A 17,482-nucleotide genomic window follows, 5' to 3' on the forward strand; every position below is an offset into this window, starting at 1 on the left:
GGGGTGCGCGCCCAGCGGCGTGGGCGGGGGGTACCGGCCGGGTCCCGTGGCGGCCGGCGCCGCCCGCCACCGCCGCCCGGCGCTGGCGCAGGCGGGTGGTGCGGGGCGCGTGCGAGGGCATCCTGGCCAGTCGGCCGGGGTGCGCCACGGCGGCGTGGGCGGGGGTGCCTGCCGGGTGCCCCGGCCGCCGCTGCCGGTCGGCGCCGGTGCCCGCCCCCCCTGCCCGCCGGACGGCGCACGGTGTCAGCCGATGATGCCGGGGCCCGACGGCACGTCCTCGGCGCTGCGCTGGTGGGGGATCACCACCGAGCCCTGCTGGAGTGCGACCGTGCGGGCGGGTGCGGGGATGCGGATGCCCTCCTCGCGGTAGCGGCGGTGCAGGCGCTTGATGAACTCGTGCTTGACCCGGTACTGGTCGCTGAACTCGCCGACCCCCAGGATGATCGTGAAGCCGATGCGGGAGTCGCCGAAGGTGTGGAAGCGGATCGCGGGCTCGTGGTCCGGGACCGCGCCGGTGACGTCGGTCATCGTCTCGGCGATGACCTCCATGGTGACGCGCTCGACGTGGTCGAGGTCGCTGTCGTAGCTCACGCCCGCCTGCACCAGGATCGTCAGCTGCTGCTCGGGGCGGGTGTAGTTGGTCATGTTGCTCTTCGCCAGCTCGCCGTTGGGGACGACGACGAGGTTGTTGGAGAGCTGGCGGACCGTCGTCTGGCGCCAGTTGATGTCGACGACATAGCCCTCCTCGCCGGTGTTCAGCCGGATGTAGTCGCCGGGCTGCACGGTCTTGGAGGCGAGGATGTGGATGCCCGCGAAAAGGTTGGCGAGGGTGTCCTGGAGGGCCAGGGCGACCGCCAGACCACCCACGCCGAGGGCGGTGAGCAGGGGCGCGATCGAGATGCCCAGCGTCTGCAGCACCACCAGGAAGCCGATCGCCAGGACCAGCACCCGGGTGATGTTGACGAAGATGGTGGCCGACCCGGCGACACCGGAGCGGGACTGGGTGACGCTCTGCACCAGCCCGGCGATCACCCGGGCCGCGGACAGGGTCACCACGAAGATGAGCAGCACCTTCAGGCACTGGTTGGTGTGCTGCTGGACGGACCGGGTCAGCGGCAGCGCCGCCCCCGCGCCGGCCGCGCCGGCCGCGATCGCCGCCCATGGCACCACCGTGCGCAGCGCGTCCACGATCACGTCGTCGCCGCTCCACTTGGTGCGCTTGGCGTGCCCCGCCAGCCAGCGCAGCAGCGTGCGGGAGGAGAAGGCCACCAGCAGACCCGCCGCCAGGGCGATGCCCGCGAGGATCAGGTCGTCCAGGGTCAGCGCGCGGTTCACCGGTCACCTCCGGGGCGGGAAGCCGCGGCGAACGGCGTCGCCGACGGCCCAGTGTGAAGACCGGCGTGAGGAATCGTCACGTTGTCACCTGTTCGTCTCAGGGAAGTGCGGTCGCGCCGGCCGGTCGGACGCCGCTTGGACGTCCACGCCCGGCGCGACTTTTCATCCTGCCGTATCCGGAACGGCAGTTCGCACCCGTGCGGCCCCTCAGCGCGAGAACGAGCCGTGTCGTCCCTCACCCCCGGCGAACCGCGCCGCGCCCTCGAGCGCCTCCGTCAGCACACCCGCCCCGTGCCGGAGTTCACCGCGCAGCGCGCTCACCTCGTCCAGCCCCTCCTGCTCCAGCACCGACGCCCGGTCGGCGCGCAGACAGGCCTGCGGGAACCGGGCGACGGCCGCCGCGAGCTCCTCCGCCTCCGCGCGGGCCCGGCCCGTGGGGACGAGCCGGTTGGCCAGGCCCGTCTCGCAGGCCTCGCGGGCCGGCACCGGGCGGCCGGTGAGGATCATGTCCATCGCGCGGCTGGTGCCGATCAGCCGGGGCAGCCGTACCGTGCCGCCGTCGATGAGCGGGACGCCCCAGCGGCGGCAGAACACGCCGAACACGGCGTCCTCCTCGGCGACCCTGAGATCGCACCACAGGGCGAGCTCCAGACCCCCGGCGACGGCGTGTCCGGCGACCGCGGCGATCACCGGCTTGGACAGCCGCAGCCTGGTCGGGCCCATCGGGCCGTCCCCGTCCTCGGCGACCCGGTTGCCGCGCTCCGTACCCATCGCCTTCAGGTCAGCGCCCGCGCAGAAGGTGCCGCCCTCGCCCCACAGCACGGCCACCCGCGCCTCGTCGTCGGCCTCGAACGCGCGGAAGGCGGCCACGAGAGCGTCCGCGGTGGGACCGTCGACGGCGTTGCGGACCTCCGGGCGGGAGAGGACGACGGTGGTGACGTGTTCCTTGTGTTCCACGCGGACCGACACGGGGGACTCCTTCGCTGACCGGGCGCTGACAGATCACCTTGCCTCAGATCACCTTGCCTCAGATCACCTTGCCTCAGGTCACCTTGCCTCAGGTCACCTTCCGTCAGATCACCTTCAGCCGCACCAGCGCCCCCAGCGTCAGCGCGCCGGGCACCAGCGGCACCCACACCGTGATGATCCGGTAGGCGAGGACCACCGCGGTGGCGACGGCCGCCGGGCCGCCCACCGCGACCAGGGCCACGATCAGCGCGGCCTCCACGGAGCCGAGCCCGCCCGGCGTCGGCACCAGCGCCACCGCGACCGTCGCCGCCAGGTAGGCCAGAGCCATGTGCGCGGCCGGCACCGGCAGCCCCAGCGACTGCCCCACAGCGGCCAGGCCGGCCGCCTGCAGCGCGGGGAACGCCAGCGAGCCGCCCCACAGGGCCAGCGCCCGGGCCGGGCGGGCGTGCACCGACCGTGCCTCGCCCAGCGCGGTCCGCACGAAGGAGAGCGCGGCCGTGCGCAGCCGTCGTACGAGCAGCAGCGCGGCCACCGCGAGCAGCAGCACGGCACCGATGGCCGCCGGCAGCGGGCCGAGCGCACCGCCGGGCAGCAGGCTGCCGAGCCGCAGCGCGTCCGGGAAGGCGATCAGCAGCGCGCTCAGCAGGACCAGCCGGCCCACGCACTCGGCGAGCAGATACAGCGCGAGAGCCGCCGAGGAGCGGGCGAGCGGCACCCCGCACACGGTCATGAAGCGCAGATTGACGGCGCTCGCGCCGAGCCCGGTCGGCAGCAGGTGATTGGCCGCCCCGGCCGCGAACTGGGTGGCCAGCAGCCGCCGTCTCGGCAGCGGCTGCACGACGGCACCCTGCCGGGTGAAGGCGGCGGCGACCCAGGTCAGACAGGTGGCGCCGGCCGCCGCCAGCAGCCACGGCAGGGACGCCGTGCGCAGCTGGCCGAAGCCCGCGGCGAGCACGGAGCGGTGCCGCACCGCGGCCACGGTGACCAGCAGGAGCGGGACCAGGCACAGGGCCTGGCGGACGGGGACGCGTCGGGGGAACCGTCCCGGGCGGAGTTCGGGGAGCTGTACCGCTGTCACATCCGGTGTCACGTCACAAGAGGCTCTCCGCGCCGTGCCAACGGCGGGTGGCGGAATCGGGACCGGCGGCTTACGGACGGGAAGCGGCTGGGCGAGAAGACGCGGGGGAGGGGTCATCGGGTCCTTCGGGCGAGGGGACGGCCGGCGAGGGGACGGCGGGCGGGTATTGACCTCAACGATGCTTGAGGTTCTACGTTCTCTCCCATGAGCATGGAGACCACAGCGTGGACACAGCTGCACAGCGTGATGAACGCGCAGGCGGAACGCCGCCCCTTCGACCGCGGGACGCTGCGGCGCATCGCCGCCTTCGCCCGCCCGCACCGCCGCCGCATCGTCTGGTTCGTGCTGCTCGGGGTGGTGACCGCGCTGCTCGCCGTCGCGACCCCCGTGCTCGCCGGCCGCGTCGTCGACGCGATCGTGTCGCACGGCGACGAGGGCACGGTCGTACGCCTGGCCGTGCTCATCGCGCTGATCGCCGTCGCCGAGGCCGCCCTCGGGATCCTCGGCAGACGGCTCTCGTCGACGCTCGGGGAAGCGCTCATCCTCGATCTGAGAACGGCTGTGTTCGATCATGTGCAGCGCATGCCGGTCGCGTTCTTCACACGTACTCGTACGGGAGCGCTCGTCTCCCGACTCAACAACGACGTCATCGGCGCCCAGCGGGCCTTCAGCAACACCCTGTCCGGCGTGGTGAGTAACATCGTCACGCTGCTGCTCACCCTCGCCGTGATGCTGACCCTGTCCTGGCAGATCACCCTGCTCGCGCTGGTGCTGCTGCCGGTGTTCGTGGTGCCCGCCCGCCGTATGGGCAGCCGGATGGCCCGGATGCAGCGGGAGGCGGCCGCCCTCAACGCGGAGATGGGCACCCGGATGACCGAGCGCTTCTCCGCCCCCGGCGCCACCCTGGTCAAGCTGTTCGGCCGCCCGGAGGAGGAGTCCGCCGAGTTCACGGCCCGGGCCGCCCGGGTGCGGGACATCGGCGTCCGCACGGCGACCGCCCAGTCGGCGTTCATCACCGCCCTGACCCTGGTGTCGTCCCTGGCCCTCGCGCTGGTCTACGGGCTCGGCGGCTGGTTCGCGCTGCGCGGCCACATGGAGCCCGGCGCGGTCGTGTCGCTGGCGCTGCTGCTGACCCGGCTGTACGCCCCGCTCACCGCGCTCGCCGGGGCCCGCGTCGAGGTGATGAGCGCACTCGTCAGCTTCGAGCGGGTCTTCGAGGTGCTCGACCTCGAACCGCTCATCCAGGACAAGCCGGACGCCCGTGAGGTGCCCGAGGGCCCGGTGGCGGTCGAGTTCGACGGCGTCCGCTTCGGCTACCCGTCCGCCGACAAGGTCTCCCTCGCCTCCCTGGAGGAGGTCGCGGCCCTCGACGGCCGCCGCGGCGGCGAAGTGCTGCGCGGCGTCACCTTCCGCGCCGAACCGGGCCAGACCGTCGCCCTCGTCGGCTCCTCCGGCGCCGGCAAGTCGACCATCGCCCAGCTGCTGCCGCGCCTGTACGACGTCGACGAGGGCGCCGTCCGGGTCGGCGGCGTCGACGTACGGGACGCGACCGCGACCTCGCTGAGGGCCACCCTCGGCATGGTCACCCAGGACGGCCACCTCTTCCACGACACCGTCCGCGCCAACCTGCTGCTGGCCCGCCCCGCGGCGAGCGACGACGAACTGTGGGACGCGCTCGGCCGCGCCCGCCTCGACGACGTCGTACGGTCCCTGCCCGACGGCCTGGACACCGTGGTCGGCGAGCGCGGCTACCGCCTCTCCGGCGGCGAGCGGCAGCGGATGACCATCGCCCGGCTGCTGCTGGCCCGGCAGCGCGTCGTCATCCTCGACGAGGCCACCGCCCACCTGGACAACACCTCCGAGGCGGCCGTGCAGGAGGCCCTGACGGAAGCCCTCAGGGACCGCACCGCCCTGGTGATCGCCCACCGCCTGTCCACCGTCCGCGCCGCCGACCTGATCCTCGTCGTCGAGGCCGGCCTCATCGTGGAACGGGGCACGCACGACGAACTCCTGGCGGCCGACGGGCGCTACGCGCAGCTGTACCGCACCCAGTTCGAGAAGCGGGACACCGAGGCCGAGGCCGAGGCCGAGCCCGAGACAGCGACCGAGACCGCTTCCGGGACCGCGCCCGAGGCCGTGACAGCGACCGAGACCGTCACCGCTTCCGAGACCGAGGCCGGGACAGCGACCGGAACCGCGACAACGGCAGCGACCCCGACCGCGACAGCGACCGAGACCGGGACCGAGCCGGTCACCGAGGTGGCGGCCGGGGCGTGACCGGCGACCGGCGGGGCACCCGAGGGGGCGTCAAGTACGTACCAGGCAACCTTGTTCGGGAGGCAGACACCGTGTCGAAAGCACAGATCACAAGTGCCGTGGCCACGCTCGTCCTGGCCGCCGGTTTAGCGGCCTGCGGCAGCGAGGACGGCTCCGGGAAGGGCGGCGACGCCAAGACCGGGACGAGCGCGACACCCAAGACCGAGGCCGTCCAGGACGCCTACCGCAACACCGTGGCAGAGGACACCGCGAAGATGACGGTCAGCAGCAAGGCCGTCGCCGACGGCCAGGCGGTCACCGCACACGGCACCGGCGTGGTGGACCTGGAGAAGGGCGCCAGCCGGATGACGCTCACCTCACAGGGCACCGAGATCGAGCAGCGCGTCGTCGACGGCGTGGTCTACCAGAAGCCGTCCGGCGGGCAGCGGGCCAAGATCCCGGGCGGCAAGACCTGGATGAAGATCGACCTGGCCCGGCTGAACCGGTCCAACGCCACGGGGCAGTCCCAGGCCAGTGACCCGGCTGCGCCGTTCCGCTACCTCAAGGGCGTCGGCAGCGAGGACGTCACCCGGATCGGCACCCAGACCCTCGACGGCACCCGCACCACCCACTACCGCGTCGCCGTGCCCGTCTCCTCGCTGGCTCGGGACAACGCGCGGCAGGCCGAGGAGCTGAAGCGACAGCTGGGGAAGTCCTCCCTGCCGGTGGACCTGTGGCTCGACGACCGGGGCCGCATCCGTCAGGAGAGCGTACGACTGGCCCTGCACCCCCTGAAGGGACGGACACCTCAGAAGCAGAACACCCAGGTGACCAGCACCACCGTCCTGCGGTTCACGGACTTCGGCACCAAGGCGAGCGTGGCCGCGCCGCCCGCCTCGGACACCGCGGACGTCACCGGCCGGCTGACCAGGTCCGCCGGGTCCGCACAGACCGGCTGACCCGGCCCCCAGGGCTCCTTCGGGGCGCCCCCGGGGTGCTGGAAGGTGTCAGCTGCCGCAGCCTGGATACGCGGTCAGCCACAGCGGCACCGCGCGTCCGGAAGGTCTCCACACCATGGGCAGCGACACGTACAGCGACAAACGGAGCAGGACGGCGCCCCCGGCCCCGTACCGCTCGGAGGTCACCCTCCGCGTCAACGGAAAACCCCACACCGTCCTCGTCGACCACCGGCGCGCCCTGCTCGACCTGCTGCGCGAGGACCTCGGCCTCACCGGCGCCAAGAAGGGCTGCGACCACGGCCAGTGCGGGGCCTGCACGGTCCTGGTCGACGGGCGCCGGCTCAACAGCTGCCTGCTGCTGGCCGTGACCCTCGACGGCAGCGAGATCACCACCGTGGAGGGCCTCGCGGGCGCCGGCGAGGAACCGCACCCCCTCCAGCGGGCCTTCCTGGACCGCGACGCCCTCCAGTGCGGCTACTGCACACCGGGCCAGATCTGCTCCGCCGTGGGCGCCCTCGCCGAGGCCGCCGCAGGCCACCCCTCGCACGTCACCGACCCGGCGGCACCCTCCGGCCGGCCCTTCCCGCTGGACCGGGCCGAGATCCGCGAGCGGCTCAGCGGCAACCTCTGCCGCTGCGGGGCCTACCCGCGCATCGTCGATGCCGTGGAGGACGTGAACCGGTGAAGCCCTTCGACTACGTACGGGCCCGCAGCGTCGAGGAGGCGGTCGAGGCGTACGCCGCGCACCCCGGCGCCCAGTACCTCGGCGGCGGCACCAACCTCGTCGACCTGATGAAACTCGGCGTGGTCCGGCCCACCGCCCTCGTCGACATCGGCCGCCTGCCCCTGGACACGGTCGAGGAGCTGGACGACGGCTCGCTGCGCGTCGGCGCCACGGTCCGGGGCAGCGACCTCGCCGCCCACCCGCTGGTCCGCGACCGCTACCCCGCCCTGTCCCAGGCTCTGCTCGCGGGCGCCTCCGGCCAGCTGCGCAACGCCGCCACCACCGGCGGCAACCTGCTCCAGCGCACCCGCTGCCCCTACTTCCAGGACCTCTCCAAGCCCTGCAACAAACGCGACCCCGGCTCCGGCTGCGGTGCCCGCGACGGTGTGCACCGCGACCACGCCGTCCTCGGCCACTCACCGCAGTGCATCGCCACCAACCCCTCCGACATGTCCGTCGCCCTGTGCGCCCTCGACGCCCGTGTCGAGCTGTACGGCACCGACGGCACCCGGAGCGTGCCGGTGGCCGACTTCCACCGGCTGCCCGGCGACCACCCGGAGCGGGACACCGAGATCCGGCCCGGCGAACTGATCACCGCCGTCGTGCTTCCCGCCGCCACCGCAGGAGTCCCCTCCGCCTACCGCAAGGCCCGCGACCGCGCCTCGTACGCCTTCGCGCTCGCCTCCGTCGCCGTGCTGCTCCGGGTGACGGACGGCAGGGTCAGCCAGATCGGCCTGGCCTTCGGCGGGCTGGCGCACCGGCCCTGGCGGGCCCGGCTGGCGGAGGAGGCCCTGCTCGGCGCCGCCGCCACCCAGCCCGCCTTCGAGGGCGCCGTGGACCTCGAACTCGACGCCGCCGAACCCCTGCGCGACAACGCCTACAAGGTGCCCCTCGCCCACAACCTGGCCCTGGAGGTCCTGGGCCGCCTCGCGCCGACGCCCGTGGGGAGCTGAACCGGTATGCCACAGGAGGACACCATGGCCCGCACCGGCCCCGCCCTGGGCGCCCCGGCCGAGCGCCGGGAAGGCCGGGAGAAGGTCACCGGCCAGGCCCGCTACGCCGCCGAGTACCCCCTGCCGGGCCGCGTCCACGCCTGGCCCGTACCCGCCACCGTCGCCCGCGGCCGGGTCACCGCGGTCGACACGACCGCCGCCCGCACGACCCCCGGCGTCCTGGACGTGCTCACCCACGAGAACGCCCCCCGGCTCACCGAACCGGAGGACGCCACCCTCGCCGTGCTGCAGGACCCCCGGGTGCCGCACCGGGGCTGGTTCGTCGCCCTGGTCGTCGCCGACACCCTGGAGGCGGCCCGCGCGGGCGCCCGGGCCGTCCAGGTCACGTACGACACCGAGGAGCACGACGTCACGCTCCGGCCGGAGCACCCCGGCGCCTACGAACCCCAGGAGGCCAACGGCGGCTACCCCGGCCGCACCGAACACGGCCATCCGGACGGCGCCTTCGCCGCCGCGCCCGTCCGCGTCGACACCGAGTACCGGGTGCCGCCGCTGCACAACCACCCCATGGAGCCGCACGCCAGCACCGCGCACTGGGACCGGGCCGGCGACCGGCTCACCCTCCACACCTCCAGCCAGGGCGGCACCACCGTCCGCTCCGTGCTCGCCGCGCTGTTCGACATGCCCGAGGACCACGTCACCGTCGTCGCCGAGCACGTCGGCGGGGGCTTCGGCTCCAAGGGCACCCCGCGCCCCGACGTCGTCCTCGCCGCGATGGCCGCACGCCACACCGGCCGGCCGGTGACCGTCAACCTGCCGCGCAAGTACCTGGCCGCCGTGGTCGGCCACCGCGCCCCCACCCTGCAACGGCTGCGCCTCGGCGCCACCGCCGACGGCCGCCTGACCACCGTCATGCACGAGGTGACCACCCACACCTCCCACGTCCGGGAGTTCGTCGAGCAGGCGGCGGTCCCGGCGCGGATCATGTACGCCGCCCCGCACCTGCTGACCGTCCACCGGGTCGTCCCGCTGGACGTGCCCAGCCCGTCCTGGATGCGCGCCCCCGGCGAGGCGCCCGGCATGTACGCGCTGGAGTCCGCGATGGACGAACTCGCCGACGCGCTCGGCGAGGACCCGGTGGAGCTGCGGATCCTCAACGAACCCGACAGCGAGCCCGACAGCGGCAAGCCGTTCAGCAGCCGCCACCTGGTGGAGTGCCTGCGGGAGGGCGCCCGCCGCTTCGACTGGGCGCACCACGCCCCGCGCCCCCACGCCCGCTCCGAGGGCTCCCTGCTGATCGGTACCGGCGTGGCCGCGGCGACCTACCCCGTCCTGGTCTTCCCGTCCACCGCGGCGGCCCACGCGCTGCCGGACGGCACCTTCCTGGTGCGGGTGAACGCCGCCGACATCGGCACCGGCGCCCGTACCGTCCTCGCGCAGGTGGCGGCGGACGCGCTCGGCGTACCGCTGGAACGGGTACGGACCGAGATCGGCAACAGCGACCTGCCGTCCGCCTCGCTGGCCGGCGGCTCCTCGGGCACCGCCTCCTGGGGCTGGGCCGTGCACGCCGCGTGCGCCCGGCTGGCCGACCGTCTGGCCGGCCGCACCGGGGCGCTGCCCGACGCCGGCCTCGTCGAACGGGCGGACACCACCGGCCGCGCCGACGCGGACAGCGGGTACGCGCGCCACGCCTTCGGCGCCCACTTCGCCGAGGTCGCCGTCGACACCGTCACCGGCGAGGTCCGGGTGCGCCGGCTGCTCGGCGTGTACGCGGCCGGACGGATCCTCAACGCCCGTACCGCGCGCTCCCAGTTCATCGGCGGCATGACCATGGGACTCGGCATGGCCCTCACCGAGGGCAGCACCATGGACGCCGCCTTCGGCGACTTCACCGAGTCCGACCTCGCCTCGTACCATGTGCCCGCGCACGCCGACGTCCCCGACATCGAGGCGCACTGGATCGAGGAGGACGACCCCCATCTCAACCCCATGGGCAGCAAGGGCATCGGAGAGATCGGCATCGTCGGCACCGCCGCCGCCATCGGCAACGCCGTCCACCACGCCACCGGCATCCGCTTCCGCGAACTACCCCTCACCCCGGACCGGGTGCTGACCGGCCTGTCGGGGGTCTGATCCGACGAACCCGGCCCATGCGCTCCGCGCGAAGGTGAGTTGGTGGCCGCCGCGGTCTTTGGAGTCCCGTACGTGTATGGCGGTCGCGTCGGTGGCGACCTCGACGCACGCGCCTCCTTCGCCGCTGCTGTCGCTGCTCTTGAACCAGTCCAGCCGTACGGGCTGTTCGGTGTTCATCGGTCTCCCGGCATCTTCTCGATCAGGGTCAGCGACTCTTCCGGCGTGAGCGCCTGCGCCCTGATGCTGCCGTAGCGTGCGGCAAGGATACGGACCTCGTTCGGATCCGCGATCAGGCGGCTGATGTGCTGAACTTCCAGGTACGCCACCTGTGTTCTGCCCGCGGGCTGCCGTGTCCCGAACACCACGTTCGTGTGCGCATCGGTCTGCAGAAGTCCGGGAATCGCGAGCGAGCTGTAGTCGTGCAGCTCAACCGCTCCCTCCTCCAGCCGCGCATAGTCCCTGAACCACTCCGGATGCCGCACCCTCCGCCGGGTCTTCGCCCGCTCCACATCCTCCGCCGCCGAGGCCAGCAGGCCCCCGCACTCCAGCAACCGGTCCACGGCGACCAGCAGTTCGGGCTGCGGCGTGCGACGCCCGCGCTCGACCGACGAGATCGTCTCCTCCCCGTACCCGATCCGGTCGCCCAGCTCCTTCTGGCTCAGCCCGGCCCGCTCCCGGGCGACCTCGATCTGCCGGCCGAGTGCCCGGAACAGGTCCGCGACCTCGTCCGTCCCGTCCGCTCACCGTACGTACCACCCCCTATGGCTGTCCTGGGCCGGACCTTCATTCGCATACTGGGATAATCTGTTAAAAAAGCGTCCCCTGCCGAGCAGCAGGAAACCTGGTCGATTTCCATGGACCTCAACACCATCACCGAAGTAGTCCGGCGACCGTCCGAGCGGCCGGGCGCGGACTGGCACGAGGGTGATGCCTGGCTCGCGGGTGGAACATGGCTCTATTCCACGGAGCAGCCGGACCTGCGACGGCTGATCGACCTGACGGCGTTGCCCTGGGAGCCCCTTGTCCCGACGGACGAGGGCCTGGAGATCAGCGCCACCTGCACCATTCGCGACCTGTACGCCTTCTCGTGGCCGCAGGGCTGGACCGCCGGAATCCTGTTCCGGAAGAGCTGTGAGGCGTTCCTGTCCTCGTTCAAGGTGTGGAACGCGGCGACAGTCGGCGGCAACATCTGCATGTCCCTGCCCGCCGGGCCGATGATCACGCTGACGGTCGCGCTGGAGGCGCGGTACGAACTGTGGGCGCCCGACGGCTCCGTCCGCTTCGTCGACGCCCTCGATTTCGTCACGGGCGACCACCACAACATCCTCGCGCCCGGGGAGATCCTCCGCCGCATCACCGTTGCGGAGCACGCGCTGCGCAAACGCACCGCGCACCGTCGCTTCACGCTGACCCGGCTCGGCCGTTCGACGGTGTTCCTCGCCGGCACCCAACGGCTGGGAGCGAACGACCTGTTGCTCACCGTCACCGCCGGCACCACGCGGCCGGTCCGCATCGACCGCTGCAACCCGACTGGGTCGTCGTGTACCGGTTCGACTCGGTGGCGCATCTGCAGGCGTGGATCAACAGCGGGACCAGGCAGACCTATCTCGACGTCGGCGCCAAGTACTTCGACGGTCCGGCGACCCAGCAGGTGGTCAGCAGCGGCACCCAGTCACTGGATCCGCTGGTCACCGTGGTGGTCACCCATCGCGTCCCCCCGAACCAGGTCGACGACTTCCTCGACTGGCAGCACCACATGATCCAGGAGGAGAGCAGGTTCGAGGGGTTTCGCGGGACCGAGCTCTTCCGCCCCATCGAGGGGCTTCAGGAGGAATGGACCACGCTGTACCGCTACGACAGCGCCGAGCACCTCGACGCCTGGCTGACGTCGCCCGAGCGGCGGGAGATCCTGGCCGAGGGCGAGAAGTTCAGTGACTTCAAGCTGCGCACGATCGACAACTCGTTCGGCAGCTGGTTCGCCTTCGAGGGAGACGGCAAGGAGGCACCGCCGCCTCCCTCCGAGACCAGGACCTCCCTCGCCATCTGGGTCGGCCTGTACCCGACCGTCGTGCTGCTGACGCTCGCTCTGTCCCCGCTGCACATGCCGCTCTGGATCGGCCTGCTCGTGGGCAACCTGCTGTCGAGCCTCATCATGAGCTTCCTGACCATGCCCTACTACGTGAACCCGCTGCTCGGACGATGGCTGCGGCCACCCCCGAACGAACCGGCGGCGAGAACCAACCTCCGTGGCCTCGGCGTCGTCGCGGTGGCGATGGCCTTCTGGGCCGTCGTCTTCTACCTCGTCACGGTCCGCTTGTGGACGCTGCCCTGAACGGGAGCCATGCTGCGTCAGGACGGTGGCTGGAGAACCGCGTCGATGACGTAGATGGTGGCGTTCGCGGCCTTGATGTTGCCGCAGACGATGTTCGCCTTGCCGTTGACCTTGAAGTCGGTGCCCGAGCCCGACGTGGTCAGTTTGCTGCCTTCCACCGTCGTGAAGGAGCCGCCCGGGAGTTCGTCCGGGGTGATCTGCTTCTCCACGACGTGGTAGGTCAGCACCTTCTTCAGCTGCCCCTGATCGCCGAGGAGCGAGGCGAGCTGCGACACGGTGACCTTTTCGAAGGCCTTGTTGTCGGGAGCGAAGACGGTGATGCCGGGCTTCCCGTCGAGGGCACTGCTCAGCTGTGCCCTGACCGTGGCCGAGACCAGCTGGCTGAGCTGTGGATATGCGGCCGCGGCCGCTGAGACCTTGTCCTTGGCCGTGTTGACCTTCTGGGAGAGCGCCGAGCAGCCGGGACCGAACGTCCCCGACGGACTGGGAGACGCGTCCTGTGCGTGGCTCTGCGACGCCAGGCCTCCGAACGCGAACGGGACGGCGACCAGAGCCGCCGCAGTGGCCTTTGCTGTACGCAGGCGGGTGAACCTCATCGCAACCTTCCTCCCGTGGAGGCGTGAACACTGCAGAGGTCTTGGACTGCGGAAACAGTCTTGTCCGCGGGTGGCGGGGTGGCCGGCCACTCAGCGAGCGTATCCAGCAGGTGCGGGTGACCGCATCTCGAAGCCCGGAGACCACCTTGGTCACTAATTCAGGACGAAATTCTGTATGTATGATCAGTTATTGTCATCTTCCATCTTTTCAGAGGAATTCCGTCGGGTGCGTGATGTCCTGGAGACGTGTACGGGCCCGGGATGGGCACCGTGGAAGGGGGGAAACGATGAGGTCGCATACCGGCAAGCGCGCCGGGTTGTTCCTGGTCTCACTCGTCATGACGGTCTCGGTGGGGGTCGCACCGGCGGCTTGGGCGTCGAGCGGCCCGCCCGTCTCCGTGCCGGGCAAGTCGAAGCCGGCTCCGCCGCCGCCCAAGCACTGCCCCTGGTACAAGCTGTGGTGCTGACCGTCAAGGTGCCTGATTGTTGCGGCCGTTCCCCTCTGGGGAGCGGCCGCTGTCATGTCGCGGAGATCTTCAGATGGGTGATGCCGAGGGTGGCTCCCCAGGCCCGGATGGTGACCCCGCCGCATTCGACGGCGGGCAGCCGGTAGGCGACCGAGGTGTGGTCGACGGTCATCCTCAGAGTCGTTCCCGTCGCCGACACGGTGACGTGATGGCTCCTGGTGATGTCCGGTGCGGCGGACGGGTTGGTGGTGCCCTCCCAGGCCCCGCCGGGCAGCTCCGCGGGCCTGAGATAGGCGCCGGTCCTGGCGTTGATGTCCGCCGACTGCCATTCGTACTGGACGGAGTAGCCGTGGGGAGTGCGGCTGCTGTCCATGGTGCTTCTGGGGGCGATCGCGTAGCCGTAGCCGGCCCGGGGGTCGGTGTGGGTCATCCGGGCGTCGAAGGTGACGGTGGTGGCACAGGCGTCGGCAGGGGCGTAGGCCCCCCACAGATGGTCGTAGCGGTGCTGTCCGCCGGGAGGCGACAGCGTGATCCGGTCCGCGGCCAGGTGGGCGGCGAAGGGGATGTACTCGTTTCCGAACTGGCGGAAGGCGTGGACGTCCGCCTGACGGCCGGGCGGAGGGTCCGAAGCGGGCAGCAGCCTCGCGACCGTTACCGCGAGGACCGCTGCGAGGGCGGCTACGAGGGCCATGCCGCGGCGTGAGCGCAGGGGCCGGCGTCGGGGCGACGGCGTGCGGGGGTATCCGGCGAGGGCGAGCGCCTGGTCGGCCCACTGCTGCGGGCGGCTGGGCCGCCGGGCCGGGACGGGGTCCAGCATGAGCAGGATGTGGTCGGCGAAGGCCTGAGCGTCGGGCAGTTTCCGGTCCTCGACCGCGGCCATCAGTTCCTGGCGCATGATCCCCGCCGCGGCCGGCCCGGTGTCCGCGGGCGGAGGGGCGGCGACGATACAGAAGTAGGCGACCGCGCCCAGCGCGTAGAGGTCGGAGGCCTGTGTGCGGGGGGAGTGCGGGTCCTGCAGTACTTCGGGTGCGGCGTACTGGCGGGTGTGCATGCCCAGGGGGTCGTAGCCGTCGTCGACGCGCCGCAGTGTGCCCAGGTCGACCAGGACGGTGCCCCGCCCGGGGTCCTGGATGCAGTTGTCCGGTTTGATGTCGCGGTGCAGCAAGGGGTTGCCGGAGGTCTGCGTGGCGGAGTGCAGCACGGAAACGGCCTCGGCGAGGTCCCGCACGCAGCGAAGTCTTCGGGCGAGGTCGGCGTCGCCGTGGCGGATGTCGGTCTGCAGGGTGGGGCCGTCGACCCAGTCCATCACGAGGTACGGGACCCAGTACTCGCGGCCGTCCCCGGCCGGCGGATAGGTGCCCGGCCGGTGCGGTTCGGGTCCGAAGAACAGGTCGTGCACGCGCACCAGGTGGTCGTTGCGGAGGGCCTGCAGCAGGTGCCGTTGGTCCTGCCAGCGCTGCACGTCGGCCTGGGACGGCCAGCCGCCCGGTGCCGAGGGAGGGCGCAGCAGTTGCTTGACGGCGCGGATGACGGGCTGTCCCAGGGCGCCCCGGTAGCGGCCGCGCCAGGTGATGCCCTCGCTTCCGCGCAGCCCCTGTCCGAGGAGTTCGAAGCGGTCCGGCTCGTGACTGGGGCCTGCGAAAAGTCCGTTGGCCTCGTGCGACGAGGGTCTCCTGCCGCTTCGCGGGCCGGGTACGACGAATGTCTGGGCGGCTTCCGCGCCGGTGGCGGGATCCGTGGGGGTCTCGTCGGCGGGCTGTTGTGGGCTCACGGCGTCTCCGCGTCGGGGCCGGGCCGGCCGGTGCGCCGCCGGGGCAGGAGTCCGAGGTGCTCGGTGGTCACGGTGCCCGAGCTCAGCGCCCACTGGGCCAGGGCCGGCCCGAACGCGTCGGCGCGTGCGCCGCCGGGAGTGTCGTCGTTGCGCAGTCCCGGGATGCCGTCGGCTTCTGTCAGCCGAGTGCGCAGGGCGTCCAGGCAGGTGCGCACGCTGGCAGGGGTCCCTCCCACCCGGTCGGCGATCTGCCGGTAGGTGGCGGCGGCAGCCTCCTCGCCTGCCAGAAGCAGCAGCGGCTCGCACAGGGCCGTCAGCAGCCGCAGCTCCCGTGCGGTGATCTTCGTGGCCTGGGCCCGGGTCGGTACGACCGAGGCCGGACGGGTGTCGAGCGTGCAGGTCTCGGCCTCCGGTCGCGGCTGTGCCCGCAGCCCCCGGGTGTCGAGCAGCAGTGCGTACCGGCTGCCGTGCCGTCCGGGCACGACCAGCCGGACCTGCTCGTAGGGCATCGTTCCCACGGCCATGTGCGGCCCGACCGGGATCTCCGGTCCGGGGAAGGCCTGCATGATCAGCCCTTGGGTCCGCGAGTCGTTGCGCACCAGGACGCCGTCGTTCAGGGCGATCAGCGAACCGGCCTGCCGGGAGACGAAGTCGTCCTGCGGATCGTAGGCGAAGCGGATGTCGCGTTCGGCGCCTCGGCCGAAGGTCAGAACGTCCCCCGGCTGCATCGTCCAGTCCTGGTTGGCCGCGCGTACCCGTACTACCCGTACGCATCCGTCGGCGGGCGCCGGGGGCCTCTCGGGCTCACTTGCCGTCATATCTCCTGCCTGATAAGCGAATTACCCGCAATAGAATAGGAAAACTGGACAGATGGCGGAGGGGGAACGCCTCAAGTCGGCTCTTGTGCGCGGGCATGGCTCTGCGGCCGCAGTCGGCGGCCGCAGAGGTGACGAGGGTGATGACTCGGTGGGTGTGTCAGGCGACCGAGGGAGACCAGCCGCAGTGGACGTGGTTGCCGCTCTGTCCCGCGCCGGCGCGGCTCGTGTCGACTCGCTCCAGCCAGGCCTCGGTGGCCCCCATGGCGGTGCATGTCGCGACCACCGGGTCGGCCTGCGCGTGGGGCAGGACGTTGCCGGTTCCCCCCACGCCGGAGATCCGGTCGATGTCGAAGGCCGTGCCCTGGTAGTGGAGTGAGTTCGGCGAGTGCGACGCGCCGGCGATCTCGCTCACCTGGACCCGCTGACCGCGGGTGATGTCCAGCAGTGCCTGGAGCATCGTGGCGTGCAGCCGGACCGTGCCGCAGGGGGCGTTCTTGTAGCAGGACCGGGCCGCCTGCTTCCCGGCGGCGGTGTCCTTGAGGTTCTGGAGTGCGAAGGCCTGGTCCTTCACGCCGCTGGGGTGGGACGTGGCGAAGGTGGATGCCGACGCCAGGAGCTGCTGGGCCAGTTGCTGGGCCGACGCCGTGGCTCCCGACGAGGTCTGGCCGGTGTAGATGGCGTGGCCGTGGAAGGTGGCGTCGCCGAAGGAGAAGAGGCCGCCGTCCTCGGCGGTGAGCCAGTAGCCCTTGCCGGAGGGTGTGGCCGCCATCCCGACGACGGGCTTGTTGAGGGGCTTGCCGCCCATGGAGCCGTAGGAGGCCGCGTCCCCGAACGCGAACACCCCGCCGTCGGCGGCCACTTCCCAGTACCCCTTGCCGGAAGGCGTGGCCGCCATCCCCACGACCGGCTTGTTCAGCGGCTTGCCGCCCATGGAGCCGGAGAAGGCCGCGTCCCCGAACGCGAACAGGCCGCCGTCCTCGGCGGTGAGCCAGTACCCCTTGCCGGAGGGTGTGGCCGCCATCCCGACGACGGGCTTGTTGAGGGGCTTGCCGCCCATGGAGCCGTAGGAGGCCGCGTCCCCGAACGCGAAC

The 17,482-nt window shown here is 72.0% G+C and carries 17 protein-coding genes; 8 read left to right on the plus strand and 9 right to left on the minus strand.

Annotation, left to right across the window (positions count from 1 at the left end):
* Positions 1–243 precede the first annotated feature (243 nt).
* The 3 genes from ACH45E_RS27885 to ACH45E_RS27895 all read right to left on the minus strand — a co-directional run bounded on the left by ACH45E_RS27885 (position 244) and on the right by ACH45E_RS27895 (position 3,382).
* Positions 244–1,335 (minus strand): mechanosensitive ion channel family protein, encoded by a 1,092-nt coding sequence (locus ACH45E_RS27885; RefSeq protein WP_361446843.1) that lies wholly within the window; start codon positions 1,333–1,335, stop codon positions 244–246.
* Between the two features lie 207 nt (positions 1,336–1,542).
* Entirely contained in the window at positions 1,543–2,304 is a 762-nt protein-coding gene (locus ACH45E_RS27890) for a crotonase/enoyl-CoA hydratase family protein (RefSeq protein ID WP_361446845.1), read from the minus strand.
* Between the two features lie 103 nt (positions 2,305–2,407).
* Entirely contained in the window at positions 2,408–3,382 is a 975-nt protein-coding gene (locus tag ACH45E_RS27895) for a lysylphosphatidylglycerol synthase transmembrane domain-containing protein (RefSeq protein WP_361446950.1), read from the minus strand.
* Positions 3,383–3,592: 210 nt separating this feature from the next.
* On the opposite strand from ACH45E_RS27895, the gene ACH45E_RS27900 reads away from it, so the two are divergent.
* The 5 genes from ACH45E_RS27900 (at position 3,593) to ACH45E_RS27920 (ending at position 10,407) form a co-directional block, all read left to right on the plus strand.
* Positions 3,593–5,659 (plus strand): ABC transporter ATP-binding protein, encoded by a 2,067-nt coding sequence (locus tag ACH45E_RS27900; protein ID WP_361446952.1) that lies wholly within the window; start codon positions 3,593–3,595, stop codon positions 5,657–5,659.
* A 71-nt stretch (positions 5,660–5,730) separates the two neighbouring features.
* Positions 5,731–6,597 (plus strand): hypothetical protein, encoded by an 867-nt coding sequence (locus tag ACH45E_RS27905; RefSeq protein ID WP_361446847.1) that lies wholly within the window; start codon positions 5,731–5,733, stop codon positions 6,595–6,597.
* Between the two features lie 115 nt (positions 6,598–6,712).
* Positions 6,713–7,282 (plus strand): 2Fe-2S iron-sulfur cluster-binding protein, encoded by a 570-nt coding sequence (locus ACH45E_RS27910; RefSeq protein WP_361446849.1) that lies wholly within the window; start codon positions 6,713–6,715, stop codon positions 7,280–7,282.
* Entirely contained in the window at positions 7,279–8,274 is a 996-nt protein-coding gene (locus ACH45E_RS27915) for a xanthine dehydrogenase family protein subunit M (RefSeq protein ID WP_361446851.1), read from the plus strand. The genes ACH45E_RS27910 and ACH45E_RS27915 overlap by 4 nt, the downstream gene beginning before the upstream one ends.
* A gap of 6 nt (positions 8,275–8,280) precedes the next feature.
* Positions 8,281–10,407 (plus strand): xanthine dehydrogenase family protein molybdopterin-binding subunit, encoded by a 2,127-nt coding sequence (locus ACH45E_RS27920; RefSeq protein ID WP_361446853.1) that lies wholly within the window; start codon positions 8,281–8,283, stop codon positions 10,405–10,407.
* Here the strand turns inward: ACH45E_RS27920 and ACH45E_RS27925 are convergent.
* Positions 10,360–10,584 (minus strand): DUF397 domain-containing protein, encoded by a 225-nt coding sequence (locus ACH45E_RS27925; protein ID WP_361446855.1) that lies wholly within the window; start codon positions 10,582–10,584, stop codon positions 10,360–10,362. The two genes, ACH45E_RS27920 and ACH45E_RS27925, sit on opposite strands and share 48 nt — an antisense overlap.
* Entirely contained in the window at positions 10,581–11,120 is a 540-nt protein-coding gene (locus ACH45E_RS27930) for a Scr1 family TA system antitoxin-like transcriptional regulator (protein ID WP_399041692.1), read from the minus strand. Before ACH45E_RS27930 ends, ACH45E_RS27925 begins: the two co-directional genes overlap by 4 nt.
* A 141-nt stretch (positions 11,121–11,261) precedes the next feature.
* On the opposite strand from ACH45E_RS27930, the gene ACH45E_RS27935 reads away from it, so the two are divergent.
* Both ACH45E_RS27935 and ACH45E_RS27940 read left to right on the plus strand, forming a co-directional pair.
* Positions 11,262–12,167 carry an FAD binding domain-containing protein gene (locus tag ACH45E_RS27935; RefSeq protein ID WP_399041669.1) on the plus strand — a complete coding sequence of 302 codons (906 nt, stop codon included), beginning with the start codon at positions 11,262–11,264 and terminating at the stop codon, positions 12,165–12,167.
* Complete coding sequence (locus ACH45E_RS27940) at positions 12,101–12,739, plus strand: antibiotic biosynthesis monooxygenase (protein WP_399041671.1); 639 nt, start codon at positions 12,101–12,103, stop codon at positions 12,737–12,739. The genes ACH45E_RS27935 and ACH45E_RS27940 overlap by 67 nt, the downstream gene beginning before the upstream one ends.
* Positions 12,740–12,756: 17 nt before the next feature.
* Here the strand turns inward: ACH45E_RS27940 and ACH45E_RS27945 are convergent, their stop codons facing one another.
* A complete protein-coding gene (locus tag ACH45E_RS27945; protein WP_361446859.1) occupies positions 12,757–13,335 on the minus strand; it encodes a fasciclin domain-containing protein in 579 nt (192 codons plus the stop codon).
* Positions 13,336–13,622: 287 nt separating this feature from the next.
* On the opposite strand from ACH45E_RS27945, the gene ACH45E_RS27950 reads away from it, so the two are divergent.
* Positions 13,623–13,802 (plus strand): hypothetical protein, encoded by a 180-nt coding sequence (locus ACH45E_RS27950; RefSeq protein ID WP_361446861.1) that lies wholly within the window; start codon positions 13,623–13,625, stop codon positions 13,800–13,802.
* 52 nt (positions 13,803–13,854) lie between these two features.
* On the opposite strand, the gene ACH45E_RS27955 is transcribed toward ACH45E_RS27950, so the two are convergent.
* The 3 genes from ACH45E_RS27955 to ACH45E_RS27965 all read right to left on the minus strand — a co-directional run.
* The gene (locus tag ACH45E_RS27955) at positions 13,855–15,573 is read right to left on the minus strand and encodes a hypothetical protein (protein ID WP_361446863.1); all 1,719 of its coding nucleotides are present in this window, start codon (positions 15,571–15,573) and stop codon (positions 13,855–13,857) included.
* Positions 15,570–16,391: a hypothetical protein gene (locus ACH45E_RS27960; RefSeq protein ID WP_361446865.1), complete on the minus strand. Its 822-nt coding sequence runs from the start codon at positions 16,389–16,391 to the stop codon at positions 15,570–15,572. The genes ACH45E_RS27955 and ACH45E_RS27960 overlap by 4 nt, the downstream gene beginning before the upstream one ends.
* 157 nt (positions 16,392–16,548) lie before the next feature.
* Positions 16,549–17,482: hypothetical protein (locus tag ACH45E_RS27965; protein ID WP_399041674.1), on the minus strand; the 934-nt coding region annotated here is incomplete at its 5' end.

The organism is Streptomyces sp. NPDC020299 (genome assembly GCF_044387825.1).
Taxonomy (GTDB): domain Bacteria; phylum Actinomycetota; class Actinomycetes; order Streptomycetales; family Streptomycetaceae; genus Streptomyces.